This is a genomic window from Acidovorax sp. 106 (assembly GCF_003663825.1).
GTDB lineage: Bacteria > Pseudomonadota > Gammaproteobacteria > Burkholderiales > Burkholderiaceae_C > Acidovorax.
This window is the reverse complement of the sequence record NZ_RCCC01000001.1, coordinates 1,628,853-1,651,951: the sequence shown is the minus strand read 5'-3', so window position 1 is coordinate 1,651,951 and position 23,099 is coordinate 1,628,853. Positions and strand designations below refer to the sequence as shown.

The window sequence follows — 23,099 nt, the reverse complement described above, 5'->3', positions numbered from 1 at the left end:
ATACGGTCATGCATCGCGAAGTGAGCGTTGTGGCCGATGGACGGCGCCAGGGAGACCACAAGTGTTGATATTGGGTAAAAAAAAGCCGCTAGCGCAGGTGTGTCAAGCGCTGACAGCTTCTCTTTTGATAGCGACAAGCGCATTTGCTCCGGCGGTGGCGCAGGCCCAGGCTGGGCTGCCCACGCTGGGGGATGGCAGCGACTTGACCAGCAGCGAGGAGCGGCGCCTGGGCGACCGCATCATCCGCGAGCTGTACCGTGATCCGGATTACATCGATGACCCGGTGATTGCCGAGTATGTGCAGGGCATTTGGCAGCCGTTGATTGCTGCGGCGCGTTCGCGCGGGGAGTTGTCTGCCGAGCTGGACGAGCGCTTTGCCTGGGAAGTGCTGCTGGGGCGGGACCGCACGGTGAACGCGTTTGCGTTGCCTGGGGGCTACCTGGGGTTGCATCTGGGGTTGATCGGCGTGGTGGGCACGCGCGATGAGTTGGCCTCGGTGCTGGCGCACGAGTTGAGCCATGTGACGCAGCGACACATCTCGCGGCTGCTGACGCAGCAAAGCCGACAAGCGCCGCTGTTGCTCGGGGCGATGGTGCTGGGTGCCTTGGCGGCCAGCAAGAACCCCGGCGCCACGCAGGCCCTGGTGGTGGGCGGTCAGGCCGTGGCGATGCAGAACCAATTGAATTTTTCGCGCGACATGGAGCGCGAGGCCGATCGGGTGGGCATGGGCCTGATGGAGCCCGCTGGTTTTGCGCCCGAGGGCTTTGTGGGCATGTTTGAGAAACTGCAGCAGGCCAACCGCATCAACGACAACGGCAGCTGGCCCTATTTGCGCAGTCACCCGCTCACAACGCAGCGCATGGCCGATATGCAGTCGCGCTTGCCTTCAGGCGGGCTGGCGGCCAGCAGCGCCCCGGTGTTGGTGGCGGAGCATGCCATGGTGTCAGCGCGGGCGCGGGTGCTGTCCAACCCTGGGGTGGATGTGCTGCGCCAGTGGATTGCTGAGCCGCAGGGTACGGGCTTTGCGGCCCTGCCCCTGGCGCGCAAAGCGGGTGTCTTGTATGCCGCAGCGCTGGGCAGCAGCCAGTTGCGCGATGTGGCGGCTGCCCGTCGGTCGGCCGGGCAACTGCAGCAATTGGTCAAGGGCGATGTGGCGGCGGCCCGCGTGGCGCAGTTGTTGGTGGCCGAGTTGGAACTGGCCGCTGGCAACGCCCCAGCCGCCCTTGCCGCCATGCCTGCGGGGGATACCCGCCGCCCCGAAATCTTGCTGCGCACACAGATCGTCTTGCGCACGGGCCAGCCAGGTTTGCAGGAGGTCACCAGCCCGTTGCAAACCTGGCTGGCCACCCACCCCCGCGATGCGGGGGCCTGGCAGGCCTTGGCAGGGGTGTGGAGTGCGCAGAACCAGCCTTTGCGCGCCGTGCGGGCCGAGGCCGAGGCGCAAGTGTCGCGCTACGACTATGCGGCGGCTGTGGATCGCTTCAGGGCGGGTCAGGACCTGGCGCGGCGCAGCACCTTGGCCGACGACCACTTCGAGGCGTCGATCATCGACACCCGCCTGCGGGCAGTGCAGTTACTGCTTCGTGAACAGGCCGCCGAGCGCTGATTCGATCACCAGCCCGAGTGCTGAGTAAATCAGCGACCCCAGCAGCGCTGCGCCGAAGCCGTTGACGTGGAAGCCGTCGAGCACCCCGGCGGCGGCCCAGAACATCAGCGCGTTGATGACAAACAGGAACAAGCCGACGGTGACTACGGTGACCGGCAGCGTCAGGAGGACCAGCACCGGTCGCAGCACGGCGTTGAACAGGCCAATGACAAAGGCTGCAATCAGCGCCGAGCCAAAGCTCTGCACCTGCACGCCGCTGTAAATGTAGGCCACACACAGCAGCGCTGCGGCGCTGAGCAGCCATTTCAGAAGGATTTTCATGGCGCCAGAATAGCACCGCAGGGGGCTGGTGGAGGCTGGCATAGCGCCCTGCGATGAAGGCGATGGGCGTCTGCTTGGGGGGGCGTTATTGGGGCGAGGCCGCGCTCAGTCGAGCGCCAGAGCCCACAAGGTGCCGCAGCCGGTGAGCACACTGCCCAGCACGCGGGGCCAGTGGCTGGGCCTGGGGGCTGGACTGGGTGCCAGCTCGGTGGCGGCCCGGGGCGTCAGGGGCTGCGGCGCAGCCTCGGTGCTTCTGGGCTTGCGCGCATCCATCACTGGTGCTGTGCGGCTTCCGTTGGCTTGCAAATCGGCTTGCAGTTGTTCGGTCAGTTCGGCCAAAGGGCCTTTGGCCAACACCGTGGTGACTTGTGCTGGCGACAGGCCCACGGTGGTGGTGATTTGCGCAAACAGCTTGTCGGCCCATTTGGTGCGCCAACTCTCGCGGGCGCTGTGGCTGACCCACTTGCTCACGCGGTGTGTCATGCGGGGCGCGCAGGCCACCAGTACCCAGTGCTGGTGGGGCGCAGGGGTGCGGGCCACCAGCGGGGCCAACAGTTGCTGCGCATGGTCAGCGTCGTCCACGTACACAATGATTTTGTCCATGTCGATCACTGCCTGGGTTGAGAGTTTCAAGTAAAGGGCAGAGTGTGCTGGGCCACTCTGCCCTGGAAGCGGTCCAGGCGGGGCGTGGTGTTGCACCCGCCTGGCGGTTCGTTTCAAGGCGAAGTGCAGACGCCTTGTGCCTGTGCGTATCAGCCGTGGGCTGCGTCGCTGCCCGGAGTGCGACGCGACACGATGAACTTGCCTACCGCCAGCACGATCAGGGCACCGGCCACGCTGGCGCCGTACTTCACGACGTCAGACTGCGGCAGCTTGAGCATCCACTGCCACTTGTCGAGGTTGGCGAAGACAGGGTCGGTGACCAGCATGCCGCCCGCAATCCAACCCAGCAGCATGCCGCCCAGCGTGATGATGAGGGGGAAGCGCTCCATCAGCTTGATGACCAACTGGCTGCCCCAGACGATGATCGGGATGGAAATCAGCAGGCCCAGCACCACCAGCAGGAAGGAGTGCTCGCCCGCATTTTGCGCAGCGCCGGCAATGGCGATCACGTTGTCCACGCTCATCACCAGGTCGGCCACGATGATGGTCTTGATGGCGGCCAGCAGCTTGTCGCTGCCTTGCACGTCGCCGTGGCCGTCTTCGTCCGGGGCCAGCAGCTTCACGCCAATCCACACCAGCAGCAGTGCGCCGACGAACTTGAGGAAAGGCAGTGCCAGCAGCGTCATGGCGAAGGCGATCAGGATGACGCGCAAGATGATGGCGCCCGCTGTGCCCCAGATGATGCCCTTGGTGCGCTGGGCAGGTGGCAGCTTGCGGCAGGCCAGGGCAATCACGACGGCGTTGTCGCCGCCGAGCAAGATGTCGATGATGATGATCTGGCCCAGTGCAAGCCAAAATTCGGGCGAAGCCAAAAAGTCCATAAATTCCTCGGTGTTCTAGGTCAAAAGGAGTTTTCCGTCGCCATTGCGGCGCCGGATCTGTCCGTCAGAGTGCTCTGGCCAGCTTCGAGGAAATCAGGGAGCCTGCCAGCAAACGAACCGCTTGGGCGAAGGACGACCTTGATCACCCCGCGACGGGGCCATCAAAGGTCTTGCTCGGCACACTGGATGGGTGTGCACAACGGGCCGGGTGGCTTGTGGGCGCCACCGTACTGACGACCCGTTGACTTTGCTGCAAACCTGATCGGTACAGGTTTGGCAGGCGTTGGGAGCTACTCCCCTTTGGAGTGAGGGGGATTGTAAGAATTTCCATCACGCCGTAGGTTTTTTCTAAAAAACCACTCGCAGCGAGCGGGAATCGCCAGAAAAGCGAGGGGGTGTGCTGTACGAACAATTACGCATAGGGTGAAGGGGTTTGCTTGACTAAACTCCTCGCCCACGGTTGCGAATTGCGCATCCCTCAAAACATGGGTGGTTTCCCTAGCGAAGGCTGCCCCTACCCCAGGACGGAGACATCAATGGAATTACTTTCGAGCCAAGCATTCTGGATCGGGCTGGCCCAGATCATCTGGATCAACATCATCCTCTCTGGCGACAACGCCGTGGTGATCGCCCTGGCGGCCCGCAGCCTGGAGCCCCGCCAGCAAAAGCTGGCCATCTTCTGGGGCACTGCGGCGGCGGTGCTGCTGCGGGTGGTGTTGACCATTGTGGCCGTCAAGCTCATGGCGCTGCCTTGGCTGCAACTGGTGGGCGGCATCTTGCTGCTATGGATTGGCGTGCAATTGCTCAATGACGGCGATGACGAAGAAGACGAAGGTGAGAACAAGCAAAGCGGTTTGATGGCCGCCATTCGCACGATCCTGGTGGCCGACCTGGTGATGAGCCTGGACAACGTGATTGGCGTGGCCGCAGCGGCCAACGGCGATATGGCTCTGCTGGTGCTGGGCTTGGCCATCGCCATTCCTATCGTGATTTTTGGCAGCACGCTGATGATCAAGGTGATGACGCGTTACCCTGTCATCGTGACCCTCGGGGCGGCCCTGATTGGCTGGGTGGGCGGTGAAACCATCGTCTCCGACAAGATGCTGGAGCCCATCGTGCCCCACCACTCGCTGGGCTTCTACGCAGCCGCTGCGCTGGGTGCGGTGCTGGTGGTGGCCACGGGCAAGTACCTGCAAAGCCGCAAGACCTCCAAGGTCGCTGCTGCCTGACCTAACGCCACCCTGACGCACCAAGGCATCGGCCTTGCCATCCCCGCCCTGGCTTTGGCTGTGGCGGGGATTTTTCATGGGGAGACCTTGCAGCGGCGGTGGTGTCCTGCGGCGGCTATCATCCAGCCCCCGTCCTTGTGCCCCCGTTTTGCCCTGCCCCTGCTGCACGCAGCGGCCCGGCCGCCCAGCCGCACAGCTGCCTTTTGCGTCCATGACCGCCATCCACATCACCGACATCGAAACCGCCATCAACCACTGGCGCGAGCGTGCACCCGCCTGCGCGGGCATGGCGCTGGCGCCGCAGGTGCAGGCGCTGGCCGAGGTGTATGCGTTGATGGTGTACCGGCACGAAGATGCGGTGGACGAGGACCGTTTGCCACCCGAAGCGCTACAGGCCTGGCTGGGCTGGTACGACACCACACCCGACACGCCCTGCATTGCCATTTGCTCTACCAGCCAGGGGGACGACCTGTGCAAAGGCTGTGGCCGCACCTTTGACGAGGTGCAGCATTGGCCAGGCATGTCGCCCGGCGCGAAGCGCCAGGTGTGGCGCCGCATCACGCTGGAGCATTCGGCCTGGCGCTTCAACCGCTATGCCGAGCGAGCGGCGGAAGGCCGCGCTACCGGGCAGACATCGCATGCACCTGCACGCGCACCCTCGCCCTGAGAGGGCCTCCGGGTCCGCAGGTCTGTACGCGCGACACTCCAACGGTTAAGGTGGGCCGATGCTGCGCCTGACCCAAGCCCCCAACATCGCGATTGCCACTGTGTGGGCAGACTTGTTGTGCGAAGCGGGCATGACCGCTTCGGTGCAGCGCCAATACCTGGGGGCCGCCGCCGGGCACCTGCCGCCCGACCAATGTTTGCCCGAGATTTGGCTGGACTACGACGAACACGCCGACCGCGCCCGGGCGTTGCTGCAAGACCTGCAGAACCTGCCCCAGCGCCTGTGGGTCTGCCGTTGCGGGGAGACGGTGGAGGGCGGCTTTGAGCAGTGCTGGCAGTGTGGCGCGCTCATGCCGCGTGCGTGATTTTTGCTATTAATTTAATAGCTGCTTGCTATAGGGGTTCAAGCCCTGGAGCCTGTTTCTGCCTGATTAGATACTTGCCTCAGATACCACTCCATCCGTTCGGGCTGAGCCCGTCGAAGCCAGGGCTTGCCGCGTGCGTGCAAGGCTTCGACAGGCTCAGCCCGAACGGGTGGGGACGAGAAGGCGTCTGAGGCAGGTCGCCAATCAGGTGTTTCTGCTAATAATCTGAACGATGGGGCTGCATTGCTCCCGTTGGCGTCATTTCCAGCGCACGGGCTCCACATGCACGCTGCCCAGGTTGCTGCTCAGGGTCAGCGCGCCTTCTTGCACGGTGGCTTGCAGTTGCATGCTGCGCTCGGCCATGGCGGCCAGGGCTTGCGATGCCTCGGTGGGGATGCGCCACACCTGCAGCTTGTCCAAGCGCGAGAGCTTGGTCTCGATGCCTTTCCACCACACTTCCGAGGCGTGGTTGAAGCAGTAGACGAGCACCGAGTCTGCCTTGCTGCAGGCCTTGGTCAGCGGCTTGTCTTCGGGCTGCCCCACTTCAATCCACACCCGCTTGCGGCCCGTGAAGTCGGTCAGCGATGCATCCGGGTCATCCGGGTCCGACAGCCCCGCGCCAAAGGCCAGCGTGCCGTCGCCATTGCACAAGTCGTTGAGCTGGTGCGCCTGGATGGCCAGGGCCGCCAGCCGCACCATCATGCGCTCGTCGGTCTCGCTGGGGTGGCGGGCCAGGGTCAGGGCATGGTCGGCGTAGTAGCCGTGGTCGATGTCGGCGATCTGCAGGTTCGCCTTGAAGATGGTGGATTTGATGGCCATGGGGTGTATCAAAAACAAGAGCTGCCAGCGCAAGTGTTTCCTTGCTTTGGCAGCTCTAGAGGTGTCAAAGGCCCGTGCTAAAAGCGCAGGCAGCTATCATTTTTATACGCGGCGTGCCAGCTCTGCGGCCTTGCCCACGTAGCTGCCTGGCGTCATGGCCAGCAGGCGGTCTTTTTCGGCCTGAGGGATTTCCAGCGACTGGATCAGACCGTGCAGCGCTTCGGCCGTCACGGTCTTGCCGCGTGTCACTTCCTTGAGCTTTTCGTACGCGCCCTGCACGCCAAAGCGGCGCATCACCGTCTGGATGGGCTCGGCCAGCACTTCCCACGATGCGTCCAGATCGGCAGCCAGGGCTTCTTCGTTGATTTCCAACTTATTCAGGCCGGTCAGCAGCGAGGTGTAGGCCAGCGCGGCGTAGCCCAGGGCCACGCCCATGTTGCGCAGCACGGTGCTGTCGGTCAGGTCGCGCTGCCAGCGGCTGACGGGCAGCTTCTCGGACAGGTGCTTGAGCAGCGCGTTGGCCAGGCCCAGGTTGCCTTCGGCGTTTTCAAAGTCGATGGGGTTGACCTTGTGCGGCATGGTGGACGAGCCAATTTCACCGGCTTTGAGGCGCTGCTTGAAGTAGCCCAGGCTCACGTAGCCCCAGATGTCGCGCGAGAGGTCGATCAGGATGGTGTTGGCGCGCGCCACGGCGTCGAACAGCTCGGCCATGTAGTCGTGCGGCTCGATCTGGATCGAATAGGGCTGGAAGGTCAGGCCCAGGCCCAAGGGTTCGGGCGTTTCGATGACCTTCTTGCTGAAGGCTTCCCAGTCAAAGTCAGGCCAGGCCGACAGGTGGGCGTTGTAGTTGCCCACGGCGCCGTTCATCTTGCCCATGATCTTGACCGAGGCGATCTTCTCGCAGGCCGTTTGCAGGCGCATGACCACGTTGGCCATTTCCTTGCCCACGGTGGTGGGGCTGGCGGTTTGGCCGTGGGTGCGGCTGAGCATGGGCACATCGGCAAAGGCGTGCGACATTTCGCGCAGCTTGAGCACGATGCGGTCCAGGCCCGGCAGCACGACCTGGTCGCGGCCCGAGCGCAGTTGCAGCGCATGGCTGGTGTTGTTGATGTCTTCGCTGGTGCAGGCAAAGTGCACAAATTCGGAGGCCTTTTCCAGCTCGGGGCGGGCTTCGAACTTGCTCTTGATCCAGTATTCCACGGCCTTCACGTCGTGGTTGGTGGTTTTTTCGATCTCTTTGATGGCGGCGGAATCGGCCTCGGAGAAGTTCTTGATCAGACCCAGCAAGTAAGCGCGCGCTCCGGTGGTGAGCGGCTTGAATTCTGCAAAGCCTGCATCAGACAGGGCAATGAACCACGCCACTTCAACCTGCACCCGGCGGTGCATGTAGCCGTGCTCGCTCATGATGGGGCGCAGCGCGGCAAGTTTGGGGGCGTAACGGCCGTCAAGCGGCGAGAGGGCGGTGATGGTGGACAGGCTCATGGCGCGCAATTGTAGGCGTGCAGGCACTGTGGTCGCTTCGCCGCCCCGCGTCAGGCGCAGGTGGGCGGGTGCCGATAGAATCGCCACCCCAGCCCGCGCATGCTGTTTGCGTGCGGGCATTCACTTCCTGCTTACCCATGAAACTGATCGGATCCACCACCAGCCCGTACGTGCGCAAAGTGCGCATTGTGCTGGCCGAGAAAAAGCTCGACTACCAGTTCCTGCAGGACAACGTCTGGGGCGACGACACCGCCGTGTCCGCATCCAACCCCCTGGGCAAGGTGCCCTGCCTGGTGATGGAAGGGGGCGAGGCCGTGTTCGACTCCCGCGTGATCGTGGAATACCTGGACACCCTCTCGCCCGTGGGCAAGCTCATCCCGTCGCAAGGCCGTGAGCGCGCTGAGGTCAAGACCTGGGAAGCGCTGGCCGATGGCGCCATGGACGCCGCCATCTTGGCGCGCATGGAGTCCACCTGGGCGCACCGCCCCGATGACCAGCGCTGCCAAGCCTGGATCGACCGGCAAATGGGCAAGGTGCAAGCCGCGCTCAAGGCCATGGGCCAGGGCCTGGGTGACAAGCCGTATTGCAGTGGCATCCATTTGAGCCTGTCCGACATCGCTGTGGGCTGCGCCCTGGGTTGGCTGGAGTTCCGCTACCCCGAGCTGGCCTGGCGTGCTGAATACCCCAACCTGGCCAAGCTGCAGGACAAGCTGATGCAGCGCCCCAGTTTTGCGGACACCCAGCCCGCTTGAGGCGCTGACCTCCTGCGCCGCGCGCAAGCCGCTGTGCAGGGGCTGAACCCCCGGGTATCCAAGGAGGGAGGGCTGGCAGATATTGCCTTATGCTATATCTGCTATGAACGAACTGGTTAGAACCTCTCCCGCCCATGGGCCCGAGCCTGTGACTGTGCCCGCTCCCCGGCGCAGGGTCGCTCGCGACGCCACAGCCGCCTCGGCTGCAGAGCGCGTGCGCGTCAACGACCCCGACCGCACCATGGCCAACATTCTGGAGGTGGCCACGTCCGAGTTCGCCGACAAGGGGCTTGCCGGGGCGCGCATTGACGAGATCGCCGCGCTGACCCACACCAGCAAGCGCATGATTTACTACTATTTTGGTAGCAAAGAAGGCTTGTATCTTGCGGTTCTGGAAGAGGCCTACCGCCGCATTCGCCAGATCGAAACCTCGCTGCGGCTCGAAGACATGGAGCCCGAAGCCGCTCTGCGCACGCTGGTGGGCTTCACGTTCGACTACCAACTGGGCAACCCCGAATTCATCCGTCTGGTGATGAATGAGAACATGCACCGGGGCGAGTTCATACGCCGCTCCGCCACCATCCAGGAGTTGAATGTTCCGGCCATCAACGCCGTTCAGGCGGTGTATGAGCGCGGCGTGGCGGGCGGGGTGTTCCGTTCCGATATGGACCCGATCGATCTGCACATGTCGATCTCGGCCCTGTGTTTTTTCAACGTGTCCAACAGCCACACGTTCAGCGCCATCTTCAAGCGCTCGCTGGATGAGCCCAGCGCTCTGGCGCAGCGGCGTGACTCCATCATCGAGATGGTGGTGCGCTTTGTGCGCTGCTGAACGCAGGTCCATCGGCTCCTCGCTCGGTCCCTCAAGCCCATTGCAAACGGGCCGGTTCATTCACTGAACCGGCCCGTTTTTGCGTGTGCATAGAGCGCGCGTGCGGGTAGGCATCCACCAAGGGTTTGCACCGATGATTAAAACTAACCAGTTCGTACAAAATTATCCCGACAAGCGATAACGTATTGACTGGAGACAAGGATGTTCGAATTTGCGGACCGCGTTTTGCGCGGTTACACCCGGGCGCTGGACATGCTCGGGGGCTTGTTCCTCGCCGTCATGGTGGTGCTGGTCTTCGGCAACGTGGTGTTGCGCTACGCCTTCAACTCGGGGCTCACCATGTCCGAAGAAGTCTCGCGCTGGCTCTTCGTGTGGCTGACCTTCATGGGCGCCGTGGTGGCCTTGCGTGAACACGGGCACCTGGGCACCGATGCCCTGGTGTCGCGTCTGCCCCGTACAGGCAAAAAGATCTGCCTGGTGCTGGCCCAGATCGCCATGCTCTATGTGTCTTGGCTGCTGCTCAAAGGCAGCTGGGTGCAGGCCGAGATCAACTGGGACACCGAAGCCCCCGTCACCGGCGCCTCGGTGGGCATCTTCTACGCCAGCGGCGTGATGCTGGGCGCCTCCTCCATGGCTATCCTGTTGCGCGACTTGCTGCGCACCCTGTTTGCCAGCACGCCAGACCAAGAACTGGTCATGGTGCAAGAGAGCGAAGAAGTGGCAGCGCTGGAGCAGCGCCACCTGGGCGATGTGGCCCCGCATTTCTCGCACGGTCCTGTGGTGGCCAAAGACGATCCAACCCCAGCGCGCAAGCCGTGATGGCCTTTGCCCATCGGTAGCCCTGCTGATTCCCATCCCCCTCATTCGCCCAGTGCCATGACCGTCGCTATCTTCCTTGGCTCCCTGCTGATCGCCATGGCGATCGGCATTCCCATCGCCTACTCGCTCCTGATCAGCGGCATCGCGTTGATGTGGCACCTCGATTTGTTCGATGCCCAGATCCTGGCGCAAAACGTCATCAACGGGGCGGACTCGTTCCCGCTGCTGGCGGTGCCCTTCTTCATGCTGGCGGGCGAGATCATGAACGTGGGCGGGCTGTCCAAGCGCATCGTCAAGCTGGCGCTGGCCGTGGTGGGCCATGTGCCCGGTGGCCTGGGCTACGTAGCCATCATGGCGGCGGTGATTTTGGCGGCGGTGTCGGGCTCTGCGGTGGCCGATGCTGCTGCGCTGGCTTCGCTGCTGTTGCCCATGATGGTGGCGGCCGGGCACGACAAGGCGCGCTCTGCGGGGCTGATCGCGTCGGCAGGCATCATCGCCCCCGTCATTCCACCGTCCATCGGTTTCGTCATTTTTGGGGTGGCCGCCAACGTGTCCATCAGCAAGCTGTTCTTGGCAGGCATCGTGCCCGGCATCCTGCTGGGGGTGGCACTGGCCATCACGTGGTGGTGGTTGGTGCGCCGCGAAAAAGTGGCCCCACCGCCCCGCGCCAGCCGGGCCGAGTTGCTCAAGGCGTTGCGCGAAGCCGTGTGGGCCCTGGGCCTGCCCATCATCATCCTGGTGGGCCTGCGCATGGGCGTGTTCACACCCACCGAAGCCGCTGTGGTCGCTGCGGTTTACGCCCTGTTCGTGGCCATGGTGGTGTACCGCGAACTGAGCTTTGGGCAATTGGCAGACATCTTTCAGGCTGCCGCCCGCACCAGCGCCGTGGTGATGTTTTTGGTGGCTGCGGCCATGGTGTCGGCCTGGCTCATTACCGTGGCCGATCTGCCCAGCAAGATCATTGACCTGCTGCAGCCCTTCATGGGCAACCAGACCCTGCTGCTCATTGCCATCATGGTGCTGGTGATGGTGGTGGGCACCGCCATGGACATGACGCCCACCATCCTCATCATGACCCCCGTGCTCATGCCCGTGGTCAAAGCGGCTGGCATCGACCCGGTGTATTTCGGCGTGCTGTTCATCATCAACAACGCCATCGGGCTCATCACCCCGCCCGTGGGCACGGTGCTCAACGTGGTGGCGGGCGTGGGGCGCATCTCCATGACGGACGTCACGCGCGGCGTCATGCCCTTCATGCTGGCGCAATTCATCGTCATGTTCTTGCTGGTGGCCTTCCCGTCCATCGTGATGGTGCCGCTGCGCCTGCTGGGGGGCTAAGTCCCTCAGGCTCGCCCGCACTGCGTCCTGTATTTCGTTTTCGGCCTCGCTTCATCATTCCCAACCAAGGAGCCTCTCATGACCCTCTTGAAAACCCTGCTGGCCACGGCGCTGGTGGCCGCATCGCTGATCTCGGGCGCGCACGCCCAAGACCGCACCATCAAGTTCGCCTTCCAGAACCAGAAAGACCACCCCCAGGCCCAGGGCGCGCAAAAGTTTGCCGACTTGGTGGCGTCCAAGAGCGGCGGCAAGATCCAGGTCAAGCTGTTCCCTGGCGGCACGTTGGGCGGTGACTTGCAGACCGTGTCGGCCCTGCAAGGCGGCACGGTGGAGATGACGGTGCTTAACGCAGGCATCCTGTCGGCGCAGACCAAGGAGTTCGGCATTTACGACTTCCCGTTCCTGTTCGCATCGCCCCAAGAAGCCGATGCCGTGACCGATGGCCCCTTTGGCAAGAAGCTGCTCGAGAAGCTCAAGGCCAAGAACTTGGTGGGCCTGGGCTACTGGGAGCTGGGCTTTCGCAACGTCACCAACAGCAAAAAGCCCATCACCAAGGCCGAAGACCTGGCGGGCCTGAAGATCCGCGTGATCCAGTCGCCCATCTACATCGACATGTTCAACGCCTTGGGCGCTAACGCCGTGCCCATGCCCTTCCCCGAGCTGTACACCGCGCTGGAGCAAAAGGCCGTGGACGGGCAGGAGAACCCGGTCACCACCATCCTGTCGTCCAAGCTCAACGAAGTGCAAAAGCACCTGGCCATCACGCGCCACATGTACAACCCGCAGGCTGTCATCGTCAGCAAGAAGTTCTGGGACGGCCTCTCGCCTGCAGAGCAAAAGCTGATCAATGACGCCATGGCCGAGGCCACCACCTTCCAGCGCGGCGTCTCGCGTGTGCAGTCAGACGTGGCGCTGGACCAGCTCAAGAAGTCGGGCATGCAGGTGACCGAGTTCTCGGCCGCCGAGCTGGACAAGCTGCGCGCCAAGATGAAGCCCGTGATTGAAAAGCACAGCGAAAAGGTGGGTGCCGAGACAGTGAAAGAGGTGTACGACACCCTGGCCAAGCTGCGCGCTGCTAAGTAAGCCACCCTGCCTGGACCGCTGCCGCAGCGCGGCAGGCCCGCCCCTGCACCAGAGACAGCGCACGCCGCTGACTCTGGTGTTGTCATTGAGGTCCCTGTAGGCTACGCCCGTTGCAGTTGGGCCGACAATGCCACCCAGTCCTCCCTCCCCCTCCTACCTCTTGAGCCTGACGCCATGAGCATTCTTCTTTTGAACGGCCCTAACCTGAACCTGCTGGGCACACGCGAACCGCAGATTTACGGTGCTGACACCCTGGCCGATGTAGAGCGCCACTTTGCCGCCGAAGCCTCCAAGCTGGGCACCACCGCCGCCTGCTTCCAAAGCAACCACGAAGGCCACCTCATCGACCGCATCCACGCGGCGCGCCTGGACGGCACACGCGGCATCGTCATCAACCCCGGTGGCCTCACCCACACCAGCGTGGCCCTGCGCGATGCGCTGGCGGGCGTGGCGCTGCCAGTGGTGGAGGTGCACATCAGCAACGTGCACAAGCGCGAAGAGTTCCGCCACCACTCCTACATCTCGGGCATTGCCGACGGTGTGATCGCTGGCCTGGGTATCCAGGGCTACGAGATGGCGCTGCACTACCTGGTGCGCAAGCTGGCCAAGGCCGCTTAACCGCGTTGAGTCCCTCCCCAGTCAATGGAGGGAGTCGGCATCCTTGAACTTGAAAGTCCGTTCAGGCTGAGGTGGTCGAAGCCCTGCGCGGCGCTTCGACAGGCTCAGCGTGAACGGTTCAAGTGGGTTCGTACCGGACCCATCATTAGCTGTTCGCCCGCCGCTTGAGCCAGCGCATCAGCCCACCCACCACGGGCAGCTTTTCGTACAGCTCTTCGGCGGCGTCCCAATAGTCGCGGTGCAGGGTGATGCGCCCGGCATCGTCCAGCACCAGGTGGGATGCGCCGTGCACGGTCTGCGTCACGCCCGTGTGAAAGCCCTTGAAGCCGAACAGAAAATCCCAGGTCAAAAAGCACTGCTGGCCTTGCACCACGCGGCCCGTGACGACAAAGCGCGGCTGCTCCAGCGCCACAAACATGTGCTTGAAGATGTGCTGAACGGCAGGCACCCCCTGCACATCGTTGAAGGGGTCTTTGAACCGCGCGTTGACCGCATAAAAGGCGTCAATGCGCGCCACGTCAGCGGGCGACAGCGCCTCAAAGAAAGCGATCACGCGGGTGACAGCATCCTCGGTCGATGGGGCTGCGGCAGGGTTTGGGGATGCAGGGGTGGGCATGGTGTCTTTCACAAACCAGTCCGTCACAAACCGGTGAAACGGCGCACCGCCGGAAAGTACCACCGGTACGGCAGCAGGCGCAGCAGCTTCATCACGCGGGTGAAGCGCTTGGGGAAGTGGATATCGAACTCGCCCCGCTCCCAGCCGTGCACGATGGCCACGGCGGCCGCCTCGGGCGTGATGAGTGCAGGCATGGTGAAGTCGTTGCCTGCCGTGAGCGGTGTGGCCACAAAGCCGGGGTTGATCACGCTCACCCCCATGCCCAGGGCGTGCAAATCCAGGTACAGCGCCTCGGCCAGGTTGATGAGCGCGGCCTTGGTGGGCCCGTAGGCCAGGCTCTTGGGCAGCCCGCGAAAGCCCGCCACGCTGCTGATCACGCTCAAATGCCCTGGCCGTCCGGCCTGGGCCGAGGCCAGCATGGCGGGCAGCACCCCGGCCAGCACGCGCAGGGCTCCGGTGTAGTTCACTTCTTCATGGCGCAGGGCCTCGGCCAGGTCGAACTCGGTGGCACGCATGTCGCGGTAGTGGCCCGCGCAGTAGCACACCAGGTCCAGCGCTCCGGTGGCCAGCACTTGCCGGGCCGCTGCCTGCACTTGCGCCGCATCGGCGGTGTCCAGCGGCACGGCCAGGCTGCCGGGGTGTGCGGCCACAAAGTCTTGCAGCGCCTGCGCGTTGCGGGCCGACACGATGACCTGCGCCCCACGCGCATGCAGCAGCGCCGCCGTGGCGCGGCCAATGCCGCTGGAGGCGCCCACCAGCCACACACGCCGCCCCTGCCAGTCGCGAATGTGGGGGTTCAAGTCGGTAAACCAGCTCATGGCAGGCGCTTGGTGAACGACAGCGTGATCTCGCCCAGCCGAAAGCCCAGCTTGCTCATCGTTGCGCGGTTGAGCATCACGCGGTCATCGATCAGGTACATCCAGTCGTCCAGGTCCACGTGGTACACGGTGCCGTCTACGGGCAGGGCCAGCGTGTAGTTCCAGCGAAAGGCGTTGCCCTGCGTCTGCCCGTTGGCCGTGCCCACCACGTCGTCTGCAGTGCCGGTGTAGCGGCCGTCCGCATGCTTGGTCAGCCGCCAAATGCGCCGCTGCGTGGTGCCGTCGGAGTAGGTGAAGGCTTCGTCCAGCACGCCTTCGTTGCCCTTCCAGCGGCAGTCCATCACCACCGTGAAGCGCTTGACGATTTGCCCGCTGCGGCCCTGGAAGATGCCGTGGGCGTCGATGGTGCCGTTGAAGTACTGCGCCAGGTCGAGCACAGGTTTTTCGCTGGCGTAGCCCGCCAGGTTTTGGCTGGCACAGCCCGTGAGGGTGGCCAGCGGCGTGGCGGCAGCAGCGGCCAAAAGGGTGCGGCGTGGAATCATGGTGAGGGTGCCTCGGGTTGCGGTGTGGGGGCTCGGGTTCAGACAGAGGCGGGTGGAGTCAATGGGCGTCTGTGCGGCGCACCACCAGCTGGTACAGCGCGGCCGCTGCGGCCAGCTTCAGCACGCAGGGCAGCACGGCATAGGCCAGGCTGAGCATCTGCAGGCCTGCCTCGCTGCGGGTGCCGGGCGTGTAGCCCAGCACGCCCAGCAGCGGCAGGGCCAGCCCTGCGGCCAGGGCCAGGTTGAGCTTGGTGGCAAAGTTCCACCAGCCAAAGTAGGCGCCCTCGTGCTGGCCGCTGTCGCCTGCTTGCGCGATCACGCCCGCCAGCAGCGCGCTGGGCAGAGCCAGGTCGGTGCCCAGCGCGATGCCCGAGAGGGCGCACACCGCTACAAACGCCAGCGCGTCGCCCGTGCCCAGGGCGGCCGTCCAGGCAAACACCGCCACGGCCAGCAGCATGCCCGCCAGCCAGGTGCGCGCCAGGCCCCATCGCGCCACGGCGCGCAGCCACAGCGGGATCGACAGCGCTGCACACACAAAGTACGCGCCCAAAAACAGAGGCTCTTGCGCGGCGGGGGCCTGCAGCCGGTCTTGCACAAAAAACAGCACCAGCGTGGCTGGGATGGCACTGGCAATGCCGTTGAGCATGAACACCGCCAGCAGCCGCCTGAAGGCAGGCCGCCCCCAGGGGCGCCACAGGCTGGTGGGGCGCCGAGGGAGGTACACACCGGGCACGGCCTCGCAGTTGGCAGGGCGCGGTGCCAGTGCCCAGGCCCACCAGCCCAGGGCCAGCGCGATGGCAAACACGCCCAGCATGGCGGGCAGGCCCGCCAGCGCGGGCAGCAGCGAGGCCAGCACCACGCCCACCAGGGCAGCTCCCTCGCGCCAGGCCACGATGCGGCCGCGTTGCAACTCGTCCCCCCCCAGCCGCGCCCCCCACGACTGGTGGGCAATGCTGAGCTGGCTGTACGCCAGGTAAGTGATGAGCAGGCATATCAGCGCCCAAATTTCTAGCGCCTGCCCGCCCTGCACCTGCGGAAAGAACAATGCCGCCAAGCCCACCGCCAGCACCACGGCCGAGCCCGCACCCACGGCCAGCACAGCGCGGGCCGAGCGGCCGAACAGCCGGTCGCTCAGGCGCCCCAGCAGCGGGTCGGTGGCAGCGTCCAACAGGCGCGCCGCCAGCAGCAGCACGCCCAGCGTGGCCAGCGGCATGCCAAAGTTGCGCGCGTAATGGTTGGGCAGCAGCACATACAGCGGCAGTGCCACAAAGGCCAGGGGCAGGCCCAGCAGGCCATAGGCCAGGCCTTGGCTGGGGCGCAAGTCTGGACGTGTGGGGGCGGTCATGGGCGGGCCTGAGTACGGGCGGTCAGCAGCGCCTGGCGCAGTGCGGGCTCAGAGGTGTTGGGCGATAGCCAGATGCCGAAGAACAGGCGCGCAAATTCGGGGTCGGCCACCTCGCCCACCACACGCGGCCCCAGGCGAAAGGTGGCGCCGCTGCCCGGCTGGTAGATGCCCGTGAGCGTGTCGCCCGGCTTCACGTCGGGCAGCGCGGCCTGCAGTGCGGTTTGCCAGCGCTCGGCCTGCTCGGGGCTGAACGGGGCCACGCGCCGCATCTCTTCGATGGAGCGCTTGGCTATCGCCTGCGCGGTGAAGTTGCGCTGGTAGGTCAGCGCCAGCGCCAGCGGGTGGTCGGCATAGCGCTCGGACGCAAAGCCGGGGCCCACCCACAGCCGGGCCTGGTACACCTCCAGGCCAAAAAAGCGCATGGTGCCCTGGCCTGCCAGCACGGTGCCGGGCAGGGGCGTGGCGTCACTGCCTTGTGCTGCCACAGGCTCTATATAAAAAATGGCTGTAGAGCACGCCAATAAAGCGCAAGCAGCTATCTTTTTCATAGTATTCACCTTGTGGCCGTTGCGTCTTCAGGCGGCAGCGCTGTCGTTGACCAGCGTGTACTGCACCAAGTCGATGTTCTGCATGGCAAACGCGGCTTCGCAATAGGCCAGGTAGAACTCCCAGATGTGCATGAAGCGCTCGTCGAAGCCCAGTTGCAGGATGTGCGTGCGCTGCGCCAAAAAGCGCTCACGCCAGCGCTTGAGGGTTTCGGCGTAGTCCTGGCCGAAGGCAAACTCGTCCACCACGCGCAGGCCTGCGGCTTCGGCCTCGCGGCGGAACTCGCGCGGGCAAGGCAGGCAGCCGCCGGGGAAGATGTACTGCTGGATGAAATCGGTGGAGCTGATGTAGCGCGCAAACAGGTCGTCATCGATGACGATGCTTTGGATGCAGGCCTTGCCGCCGGGCTTGAGCAGGCGCTTGATGGAGGCGAAGTAGGTGGGCCAGTATTCGCGCCCCACGGCCTCCACCATTTCGATGGAGCAGACCGCGTCGTACGGGCCGTCGTGGATGTCGCGGTAGTCCTGCAGCCGCAGGTCGGCCTGGCCCGCTACGCCGTGCTGCGCCATGCGCTTTTGGGCAAAGGCCAGCTGCTCGGTCGACAGCGTCACGCCCGTGAGGGAGGCGCCAAATTCGGTGGTCGCCATCTCGGCCAGCGCGCCCCAGCCGCAGCCAATCTCCAGCACCCGGTCGCCCGCCTGCACGCCCGCCATGCGCAGCGCGCGGCGCACTTTGGCATGCTGGGCGGTGCGCAGGTCGCCGCCCGCGTCGCCCTCAAACCAGGCCGACGAGTAGTTCATCGTCTCGTCCAGCCACAGCTCATAAAACGCATTGCCCAGGTCGTAGTGGGCGTGGATGTTTTTCTGGCTGTTGGCCTTGGTGTTGCGGTTGAGCAGGTGCTTGATGCGGTACAGCAGCCGCCCGGCCCAGGTGCCGTAGATCACGCCTTCCACCTGCTGGCGGTTGGCGATGAAGAGCTTGAGCAGGTCGGTCAGGTGCGGCGTGGTCCAGTCGCCTGCGATGTAGCTTTCGGCAAAGCCGATGTCGCCCGACTTGAGGGCGGCGCTGCACACGTTCCAGTTTTTGAAGGTGATGGCCGCCGAGGGGCCGTTGCCCTGGCCAAAGTGCTGCAGCGTGCCGTCGGGCATTTGCACCGTGAGCTGGCCGTGCTGCAAGCGCTGCAGCAGCTTGAGGGCGGTGCGCGCCGCAGCGGGCGTGCCTGCGGGCAGGGCGGGGGCAGAGCGTGGGGCGGTGGTGGAGTTCATGGCGGCGGTCTCGCGGGGCTGGGTCGGCATGGAATTCAACGGGTCACGATGGAGGCAGGCGCTGCGGGCTTGCGGTGAAAACGCACCCGCTTGAGCCACAGCTGCAGCGCGTGCCAGTGGATGCGGGCGATGATGGCCAGCGTCATGGCCGGGTAGCCCCACAGGGCTTTGCGCAGCATGTGGGCGGTGGCGGGTTGCAGGGTGCCGCTCACGCTGGTCTGGATGAGGGGGCCGTTGGCGTCGTCGTAGTCAATGCGCACCACGGTGCGGCCTGCGTCTTGCTCTCCGGGCGCAGTGCGCATGAAGCGAAAGCGATAGCCTCCACTCACCTCGCAAAACGGAGAGACGTGGAACACCTTGCGGGCGGTCTGCTCCACGCCATATTGCGGGGTATCGAGCAGGTAGCAGTGGCGCTCGCCAAAGGTGTTGTTCACCTCGACCAGGATGGCGCGCAGGCTGCCATCGGCGCGGTGGCAGTACCAAAAACTCACGGGCTTGAAGGTGTAGCCCAGCACGCGCGGGTAGGTGTGCAGCCACACCTCGCCGCTGGCGTTGTCGATGCCTTCGGCGCGCAGCAGGCCGTCCAGCCAGGCCAGCGCGCCGCCTTGCTCGGCGCTGCGGCCATCGCCGTGGTCCACGTCGTGGAAGCTGATGGCACCGCGCCGGTTCACCGCCAGGGCACCGGGGCTGCCGCCCTCTGCCAGCGTGCGCAGCGGCAGCATGGCAAAAAACGTGGCGTAGGCAAACGCGTGGTGCGCAGGCCGCAGCCGCGTGTGGCGCACCTGGCCAAAGCCCAGCAGGGGCTGGGCGGTGGGGGCAGCTCTGGGCTCGGTGGTCATGCCGCCAGCCTTTGGGGGGATTGCAACCGCGGTGCCAACTGGCGCGCCACGGTCAGGCCGGACTTGAGGCCGTCTTCGTGGAAGCCGTAGCCCGTCCAGGCGCCGCAATACCAGGTGTTGTGCTGGCCCTGCAGCGCGGGCACCTGCTGCTGCGCAGCGATGGCGGCCAGGTCGAAGACCGGGTGCGCGTATTCGTACTCGCCCACGATTTGGCGGGGGTTGATGCTGCGCATCGGGTTGAGTGACACCACCACCGGCTGCGCAAAGGGCACGGGCTGCAGCTGGTTGATGAGGTAGTGCAGGCACACCCGGGCGCTCTCGCGGCCCGTCTGCTGCGCGCGCTCGTAGTTCCAGGCCGCCCAGGCTGCGCGGCGCTGGGGCAGTACGGTGGTGTCGGTGTGCAGCACAGCGCGGTTGGGTTGGTAGCGGATGGCGCCCAGCACTGCGCGCTCGTGCGGTGTGGGGGCGGCCAACAAGGCCAATGATTGGTCGGAATGCGTGGCCAGCACGACCTGGTCGAAGTGCTCGGTGCCTTGGTCGGTGACTACGCGCACGCCTGCAGCGTCGCGCTCAATACGGCGCACGGGGGTGTTCAGGCGCTTGTCGGGCAGCCCGGCCAGGATCTTGTCTACATAGTTGCGTGCGCCGCCCGCCACCGTCCACCACTGGGGGCGATTGGCCACCTGGATGAGGCCGTGGTTGTGGCAAAAGCGGATCATCGTGGCCACCGGGAACTGCAGCATCTGGTCCGTAGGGCAGCTCCAGATGCAGCCCAGCATGGGCAAAAAGTACCAGTCGCAGAAGGCCTCGCCAAAGCGGTGTTCCTTCAGAAAGTCGCCCAGCGGCTGCATCAGTGCCTGCTCTGCATTGGCCTGGGCAATGCGCGTGCACAGTTTGTTGAAGCGCAGCAGATCGGCCAGCATGCCCAAAAAGCGTGGGTTCACGAGGTTGCCGCGCTGGGCGAACACGGTGGAGAGGTTGGTGCCGCTCCACTCCAGCGCCCCGCCGTTGCGCGCGCCTGGCACTTGCACCGAGAACGACATGTCCGACTTGGCCGTGGCCACGCCCAGCTCTGCCAGCAGTGCGATCAGGTTCGGGTAGGTGCGCTCATTGAAGACCAGAAAGCCCGTGTCCACGCCGTGGGTGACGGGCTTGCCCGCCGCATCGGGCAAGGTCACATCCACGGTGTGGGTGTGGCCGCCGAAGTAGCTGCCGGCTTCAAACAGGGTGACATGCGCTTGGCTGCGCAACTGGTGCGCCACCGAAAGGCCGGAGATGCCGGAGCCGATGATGGCGACTTTCATGGTCGACCCCCTCTGGTCGACTCAGCGAATAAAAAAGTTGCGAAGCGTCCCGAAACGAATAAGAGAGGGAGGGAGGAGAAGCGCTCCAGGAGGGCAGTCGGAACCAAGGGACCCGAAAGGCTTCGCAACGTTAAACCGTTTGAGCGCTCATCGCGCTCTTGCCATGGATAGAGTGGGGACTCATTCCAGAAGTTCCAGAGCATATCGCGCATTTTTTTAAAGAAAAGTAAAGAAAAATTGCCATTCAGCGGGGGGCTGGGGCCGCCAACTGTTGCTCAATGGCACCGATCAGGCTTTTGCTGTCGGGCGCGGTCATGCTGGAGTAGTTGTCCACCAGCTTGCCGTCTCGCCCCAGCAGGTATTTGTGGAAGTTCCACTGCGGGGTTTTGCCCGACAGCTGCGCGAGCTGGCGGTACAGCGGCGACGCGTCGGCCCCCTTCACGCTGCTCTTGGCAAACATCGGAAACTTGACGCCGAAGGTGTTTTCGCAAAAGTCGGCAATCTCTTTGTTGCTGCCTTTTTCCTGCGCGAAGTCGTTGGACGGAAAGCCCAGCACCACCAGCCCCTGGTCCTTGTAGCGGCTGTACAGCGCCTCCAGGCCTTTGTACTGCCCGGTGAAGCCGCAGTAGCTGGCCGTGTTCACCACCAGCACCACCTTGCCCTCGTACTGGCACAGCGACTGGGGCTTTTCGTCTTGCAGGCGCAAATAGGTGTGTTGCAGTGTGGTGGGGCAGACGCCGCTGCCAGCGCTGGCAGCGGCGTCTGCCGCATTGGCCGTCATGGGCATCGCGACAAGGGCAAACCCCGTGGCCCAAACGATGGCCATCGGGGCCAGAATGAAACGGCGGGCAAAGGCTGCAGGCATGGGGCTCTCCCAGGTGGTTGGATGACAATTTAACCACTTAATCATATTTTGTCCACATCAGTTTTTATTTGAACTGATTGGTATACGTGCGGCGTGCGCGATTGGATTCAGGAAATGGGTGAGCCAATGTGAGCGAAGCCCCAGTGCCGTGAGATAGGCATGGAAAAGCACGCCAGCGCAATATTGATAAGCGCTAGCAGCTATGAAAAAAGGAGCGAAATGCCCAGCGTGGACCGTCTCTGGGGGCGCTGGTTTGTGCGCCAGGTGCCGCTCAGTCAGTGCGCAGGCAGTGCAATGGCAGCGCAATGGCGCGCTGCGGTGTGGGGTCTACACCAGCGGCAGCAGCCGCTCTAGGGAGATCTTCACGCGCACATCCTTGTGGGCCACGGCGCCGGTGATCTTCCACTGGGCCTGCGAAGTGTCGCGGGGGATGAGTTCGCCCGTGGGCATGCCCAGGCGGTTGGTGACCACGGCCACGCGCGGGGTGGTGGCGCTCACGCCGCGGCGCAGCACCACACCCACTTCCTGGCTGGCCAGGCGCACAAAGGCGCCGGGCGGGTACACGCCCAGGCCTTTGACCAGGGCGGCCCCGGCTTCGTCCACCTTGTTTTCCTCGTCGTAGTAGCTGGCCTGCATGGCGGCCGTGACGGGCATGGGCGAGCGGGCGGCGCGGGGGGCAATGCGTGCACCGAACACGTCGGCGCGCTGGATGAGGCGGGCCATTTGCTGGCCTTCGGTCTTCTCGTTGAAGGGGCCGGGCTTGCGGTGGTGGTGGTGGCGCACGGCTTCCAGCCATACGTTGTCGGTGATGCCGAGCTCGGCCAGCAGCGCGGCAGAGCGGTTGGCGTGGTCTTCGACGGCGGCAATCTGGCGAGCGGTGAGCGGCTGGGTCTGCTGGGCCAGCTGGTCTTGCAGCTCGGTCATGGCGATGTTCATGCTCAAGCCCGCTGCGCCCAGCTGGCGCACCTTGTCCGGGGGCCAGCGCAGCATTTCGCGGCCCACCACCATGCAGATGCAGCTGACCAGCATGGCGTGGGTGCCGCTGTACATGCGGGTTTCCTGGGCCGACAAGAAGACCAGCGCTAGCAGCGTGGCGTCAGGGGCCTGCTCGCAGCGGCGGGCCAGGTCCTCGTGCAGCTGCAGAAATCGCTCGCGGAAATCAAACGCCTTGGGCGCACGCAGCACCTGGGTGGTGCGCAGCTGCAGTTCCGACCAGTCCAGCGGGCCGCGCTCTTCGCGGTTGCGGGCGGGGGGCGGTGCGGCGGCGGGGGCGCTCATCTTCACGGCGGCCAACTCGCCCAGGGAGGTCTCCGACATCAGCATCTGCTGCAGCCGGCCTACGTAGGCGCGGTAGCTCTCGCCCGATTCGTCCACGTCCACACACAGCTGGATGCCCCGCCCCGTGATCTCAGACAGCTCGCTGGCGTTGCGCACCACAAAGCCCTTTTGGGCCAGCAACGCGCCACTGGCTGCGCGCAGGGCGAATGGCAACGGTTCACCGAGCGGGACCGATTCGAAATTGATGGCGACGAGGTTCATAGGCTG

The 23,099-nt window shown here is 64.6% G+C and carries 25 protein-coding genes; 10 read left to right on the top strand and 15 right to left on the bottom strand.

Annotated features, from left to right (window positions below; translation table 11 throughout):
- Positions 1-97: 97 nt before the first annotated feature.
- Positions 98-1,606: a M48 family metalloprotease gene (locus C8C98_RS07320; RefSeq protein WP_370450356.1), complete on the top strand. Its 1,509-nt coding sequence runs from the start codon at positions 98-100 to the stop codon at positions 1,604-1,606.
- Here the strand turns inward: C8C98_RS07320 and C8C98_RS07315 are convergent.
- From C8C98_RS07315 to C8C98_RS07305, 3 genes are all read right to left on the bottom strand, one after another.
- Positions 1,574-1,927, bottom strand: a complete 354-nt coding sequence (locus C8C98_RS07315; protein WP_121456110.1) for a phage holin family protein — start codon at positions 1,925-1,927, stop codon at positions 1,574-1,576. The two genes, C8C98_RS07320 and C8C98_RS07315, sit on opposite strands and share 33 nt — an antisense overlap.
- Positions 1,928-2,032: 105 nt before the next feature.
- Complete coding sequence (locus C8C98_RS07310; RefSeq protein ID WP_121453717.1) at positions 2,033-2,530, bottom strand: hypothetical protein; 498 nt, start codon at positions 2,528-2,530, stop codon at positions 2,033-2,035.
- A gap of 149 nt (positions 2,531-2,679) precedes the next feature.
- Positions 2,680-3,411, bottom strand: a complete 732-nt coding sequence (locus C8C98_RS07305; RefSeq protein WP_121453716.1) for a TerC family protein — start codon at positions 3,409-3,411, stop codon at positions 2,680-2,682.
- A gap of 536 nt (positions 3,412-3,947) precedes the next feature.
- Here C8C98_RS07305 and C8C98_RS07300 point away from each other — a divergent pair.
- From C8C98_RS07300 to C8C98_RS07290, 3 genes are all read left to right on the top strand, one after another.
- A complete protein-coding gene (locus C8C98_RS07300; RefSeq protein WP_121453715.1) occupies positions 3,948-4,640 on the top strand; it encodes a TerC family protein in 693 nt (230 codons plus the stop codon).
- Positions 4,641-4,851: 211 nt separating this feature from the next.
- Positions 4,852-5,307, top strand: a complete 456-nt coding sequence (locus C8C98_RS07295; protein WP_121453714.1) for a DUF3717 domain-containing protein — start codon at positions 4,852-4,854, stop codon at positions 5,305-5,307.
- 58 nt (positions 5,308-5,365) lie between these two features.
- Positions 5,366-5,671: a DUF2007 domain-containing protein gene (locus C8C98_RS07290; protein ID WP_121453713.1), complete on the top strand. Its 306-nt coding sequence runs from the start codon at positions 5,366-5,368 to the stop codon at positions 5,669-5,671.
- Positions 5,672-5,929: 258 nt separating this feature from the next.
- On the opposite strand, the gene C8C98_RS07285 is transcribed toward C8C98_RS07290, so the two are convergent.
- Both C8C98_RS07285 and purB read right to left on the bottom strand, forming a co-directional pair.
- A complete protein-coding gene (locus C8C98_RS07285; RefSeq protein WP_121456109.1) occupies positions 5,930-6,490 on the bottom strand; it encodes a YaeQ family protein in 561 nt (186 codons plus the stop codon).
- Positions 6,491-6,592: 102 nt separating this feature from the next.
- Positions 6,593-7,972 (bottom strand): adenylosuccinate lyase, encoded by a 1,380-nt coding sequence (purB, locus tag C8C98_RS07280; RefSeq protein WP_121456108.1) that lies wholly within the window; start codon positions 7,970-7,972, stop codon positions 6,593-6,595.
- 137 nt (positions 7,973-8,109) lie between these two features.
- Here purB and C8C98_RS07275 point away from each other — a divergent pair, with 137 nt between their 5' ends.
- The 6 genes from C8C98_RS07275 (at position 8,110) to aroQ (ending at position 13,414) form a co-directional block, all read left to right on the top strand.
- Complete coding sequence (locus tag C8C98_RS07275) at positions 8,110-8,724, top strand: glutathione S-transferase N-terminal domain-containing protein (protein WP_121453712.1); 615 nt, start codon at positions 8,110-8,112, stop codon at positions 8,722-8,724.
- Between the two features lie 103 nt (positions 8,725-8,827).
- Positions 8,828-9,556 carry a TetR/AcrR family transcriptional regulator gene (locus C8C98_RS07270; RefSeq protein WP_121453711.1) on the top strand — a complete coding sequence of 243 codons (729 nt, stop codon included), beginning with the start codon at positions 8,828-8,830 and terminating at the stop codon, positions 9,554-9,556.
- A gap of 201 nt (positions 9,557-9,757) precedes the next feature.
- The gene (locus C8C98_RS07265; RefSeq protein WP_121453710.1) at positions 9,758-10,375 is read left to right on the top strand and encodes a TRAP transporter small permease; all 618 of its coding nucleotides are present in this window, start codon (positions 9,758-9,760) and stop codon (positions 10,373-10,375) included.
- Between the two features lie 57 nt (positions 10,376-10,432).
- Positions 10,433-11,713, top strand: coding sequence for a TRAP transporter large permease subunit (locus C8C98_RS07260; RefSeq protein ID WP_121453709.1), 1,281 nt, complete (start codon positions 10,433-10,435; stop codon positions 11,711-11,713).
- A 78-nt stretch (positions 11,714-11,791) separates the two neighbouring features.
- Positions 11,792-12,796 carry a TRAP transporter substrate-binding protein gene (locus C8C98_RS07255; protein WP_121453708.1) on the top strand — a complete coding sequence of 335 codons (1,005 nt, stop codon included), beginning with the start codon at positions 11,792-11,794 and terminating at the stop codon, positions 12,794-12,796.
- A 174-nt stretch (positions 12,797-12,970) separates the two neighbouring features.
- Complete coding sequence (gene aroQ / locus C8C98_RS07250; RefSeq protein WP_121453707.1) at positions 12,971-13,414, top strand: type II 3-dehydroquinate dehydratase; 444 nt, start codon at positions 12,971-12,973, stop codon at positions 13,412-13,414.
- Positions 13,415-13,559: 145 nt separating this feature from the next.
- Here the strand turns inward: aroQ and C8C98_RS07245 are convergent, their stop codons facing one another.
- The 10 genes from C8C98_RS07245 to C8C98_RS07200 form a co-directional block, all read right to left on the bottom strand.
- A complete protein-coding gene (locus C8C98_RS07245; RefSeq protein WP_121456107.1) occupies positions 13,560-14,030 on the bottom strand; it encodes a nuclear transport factor 2 family protein in 471 nt (156 codons plus the stop codon).
- A 23-nt stretch (positions 14,031-14,053) separates the two neighbouring features.
- On the bottom strand, positions 14,054-14,848 hold the full coding sequence (locus C8C98_RS07240; protein WP_121453706.1) for an SDR family oxidoreductase: 795 nt from the start codon (positions 14,846-14,848) through the stop codon (positions 14,054-14,056).
- Positions 14,845-15,390 (bottom strand): DUF3833 domain-containing protein, encoded by a 546-nt coding sequence (locus C8C98_RS07235; RefSeq protein ID WP_121453705.1) that lies wholly within the window; start codon positions 15,388-15,390, stop codon positions 14,845-14,847. The genes C8C98_RS07240 and C8C98_RS07235 overlap by 4 nt, the downstream gene beginning before the upstream one ends.
- A 58-nt stretch (positions 15,391-15,448) precedes the next feature.
- Positions 15,449-16,735: an MFS transporter gene (locus C8C98_RS07230; protein WP_121453704.1), complete on the bottom strand. Its 1,287-nt coding sequence runs from the start codon at positions 16,733-16,735 to the stop codon at positions 15,449-15,451.
- Positions 16,732-17,283 (bottom strand): chalcone isomerase family protein, encoded by a 552-nt coding sequence (locus tag C8C98_RS07225; protein WP_121453703.1) that lies wholly within the window; start codon positions 17,281-17,283, stop codon positions 16,732-16,734. The genes C8C98_RS07230 and C8C98_RS07225 overlap by 4 nt, the downstream gene beginning before the upstream one ends.
- Positions 17,284-17,310: 27 nt before the next feature.
- Positions 17,311-18,546, bottom strand: a complete 1,236-nt coding sequence (locus C8C98_RS07220; RefSeq protein ID WP_121456106.1) for a cyclopropane-fatty-acyl-phospholipid synthase family protein — start codon at positions 18,544-18,546, stop codon at positions 17,311-17,313.
- A 35-nt stretch (positions 18,547-18,581) separates the two neighbouring features.
- On the bottom strand, positions 18,582-19,385 hold the full coding sequence (locus tag C8C98_RS07215; protein ID WP_121453702.1) for a DUF1365 domain-containing protein: 804 nt from the start codon (positions 19,383-19,385) through the stop codon (positions 18,582-18,584).
- Positions 19,382-20,689 carry an NAD(P)/FAD-dependent oxidoreductase gene (locus tag C8C98_RS07210; protein WP_121453701.1) on the bottom strand — a complete coding sequence of 436 codons (1,308 nt, stop codon included), beginning with the start codon at positions 20,687-20,689 and terminating at the stop codon, positions 19,382-19,384. Before C8C98_RS07210 ends, C8C98_RS07215 begins: the two co-directional genes overlap by 4 nt.
- 244 nt (positions 20,690-20,933) lie before the next feature.
- Complete coding sequence (locus C8C98_RS07205) at positions 20,934-21,515, bottom strand: glutathione peroxidase (protein WP_121456105.1); 582 nt, start codon at positions 21,513-21,515, stop codon at positions 20,934-20,936.
- Positions 21,516-21,881: 366 nt separating this feature from the next.
- The gene (locus C8C98_RS07200; protein WP_121453700.1) at positions 21,882-23,093 is read right to left on the bottom strand and encodes an HD-GYP domain-containing protein; all 1,212 of its coding nucleotides are present in this window, start codon (positions 23,091-23,093) and stop codon (positions 21,882-21,884) included.
- Between the last annotated feature and the right edge of the window lie 6 nt (positions 23,094-23,099).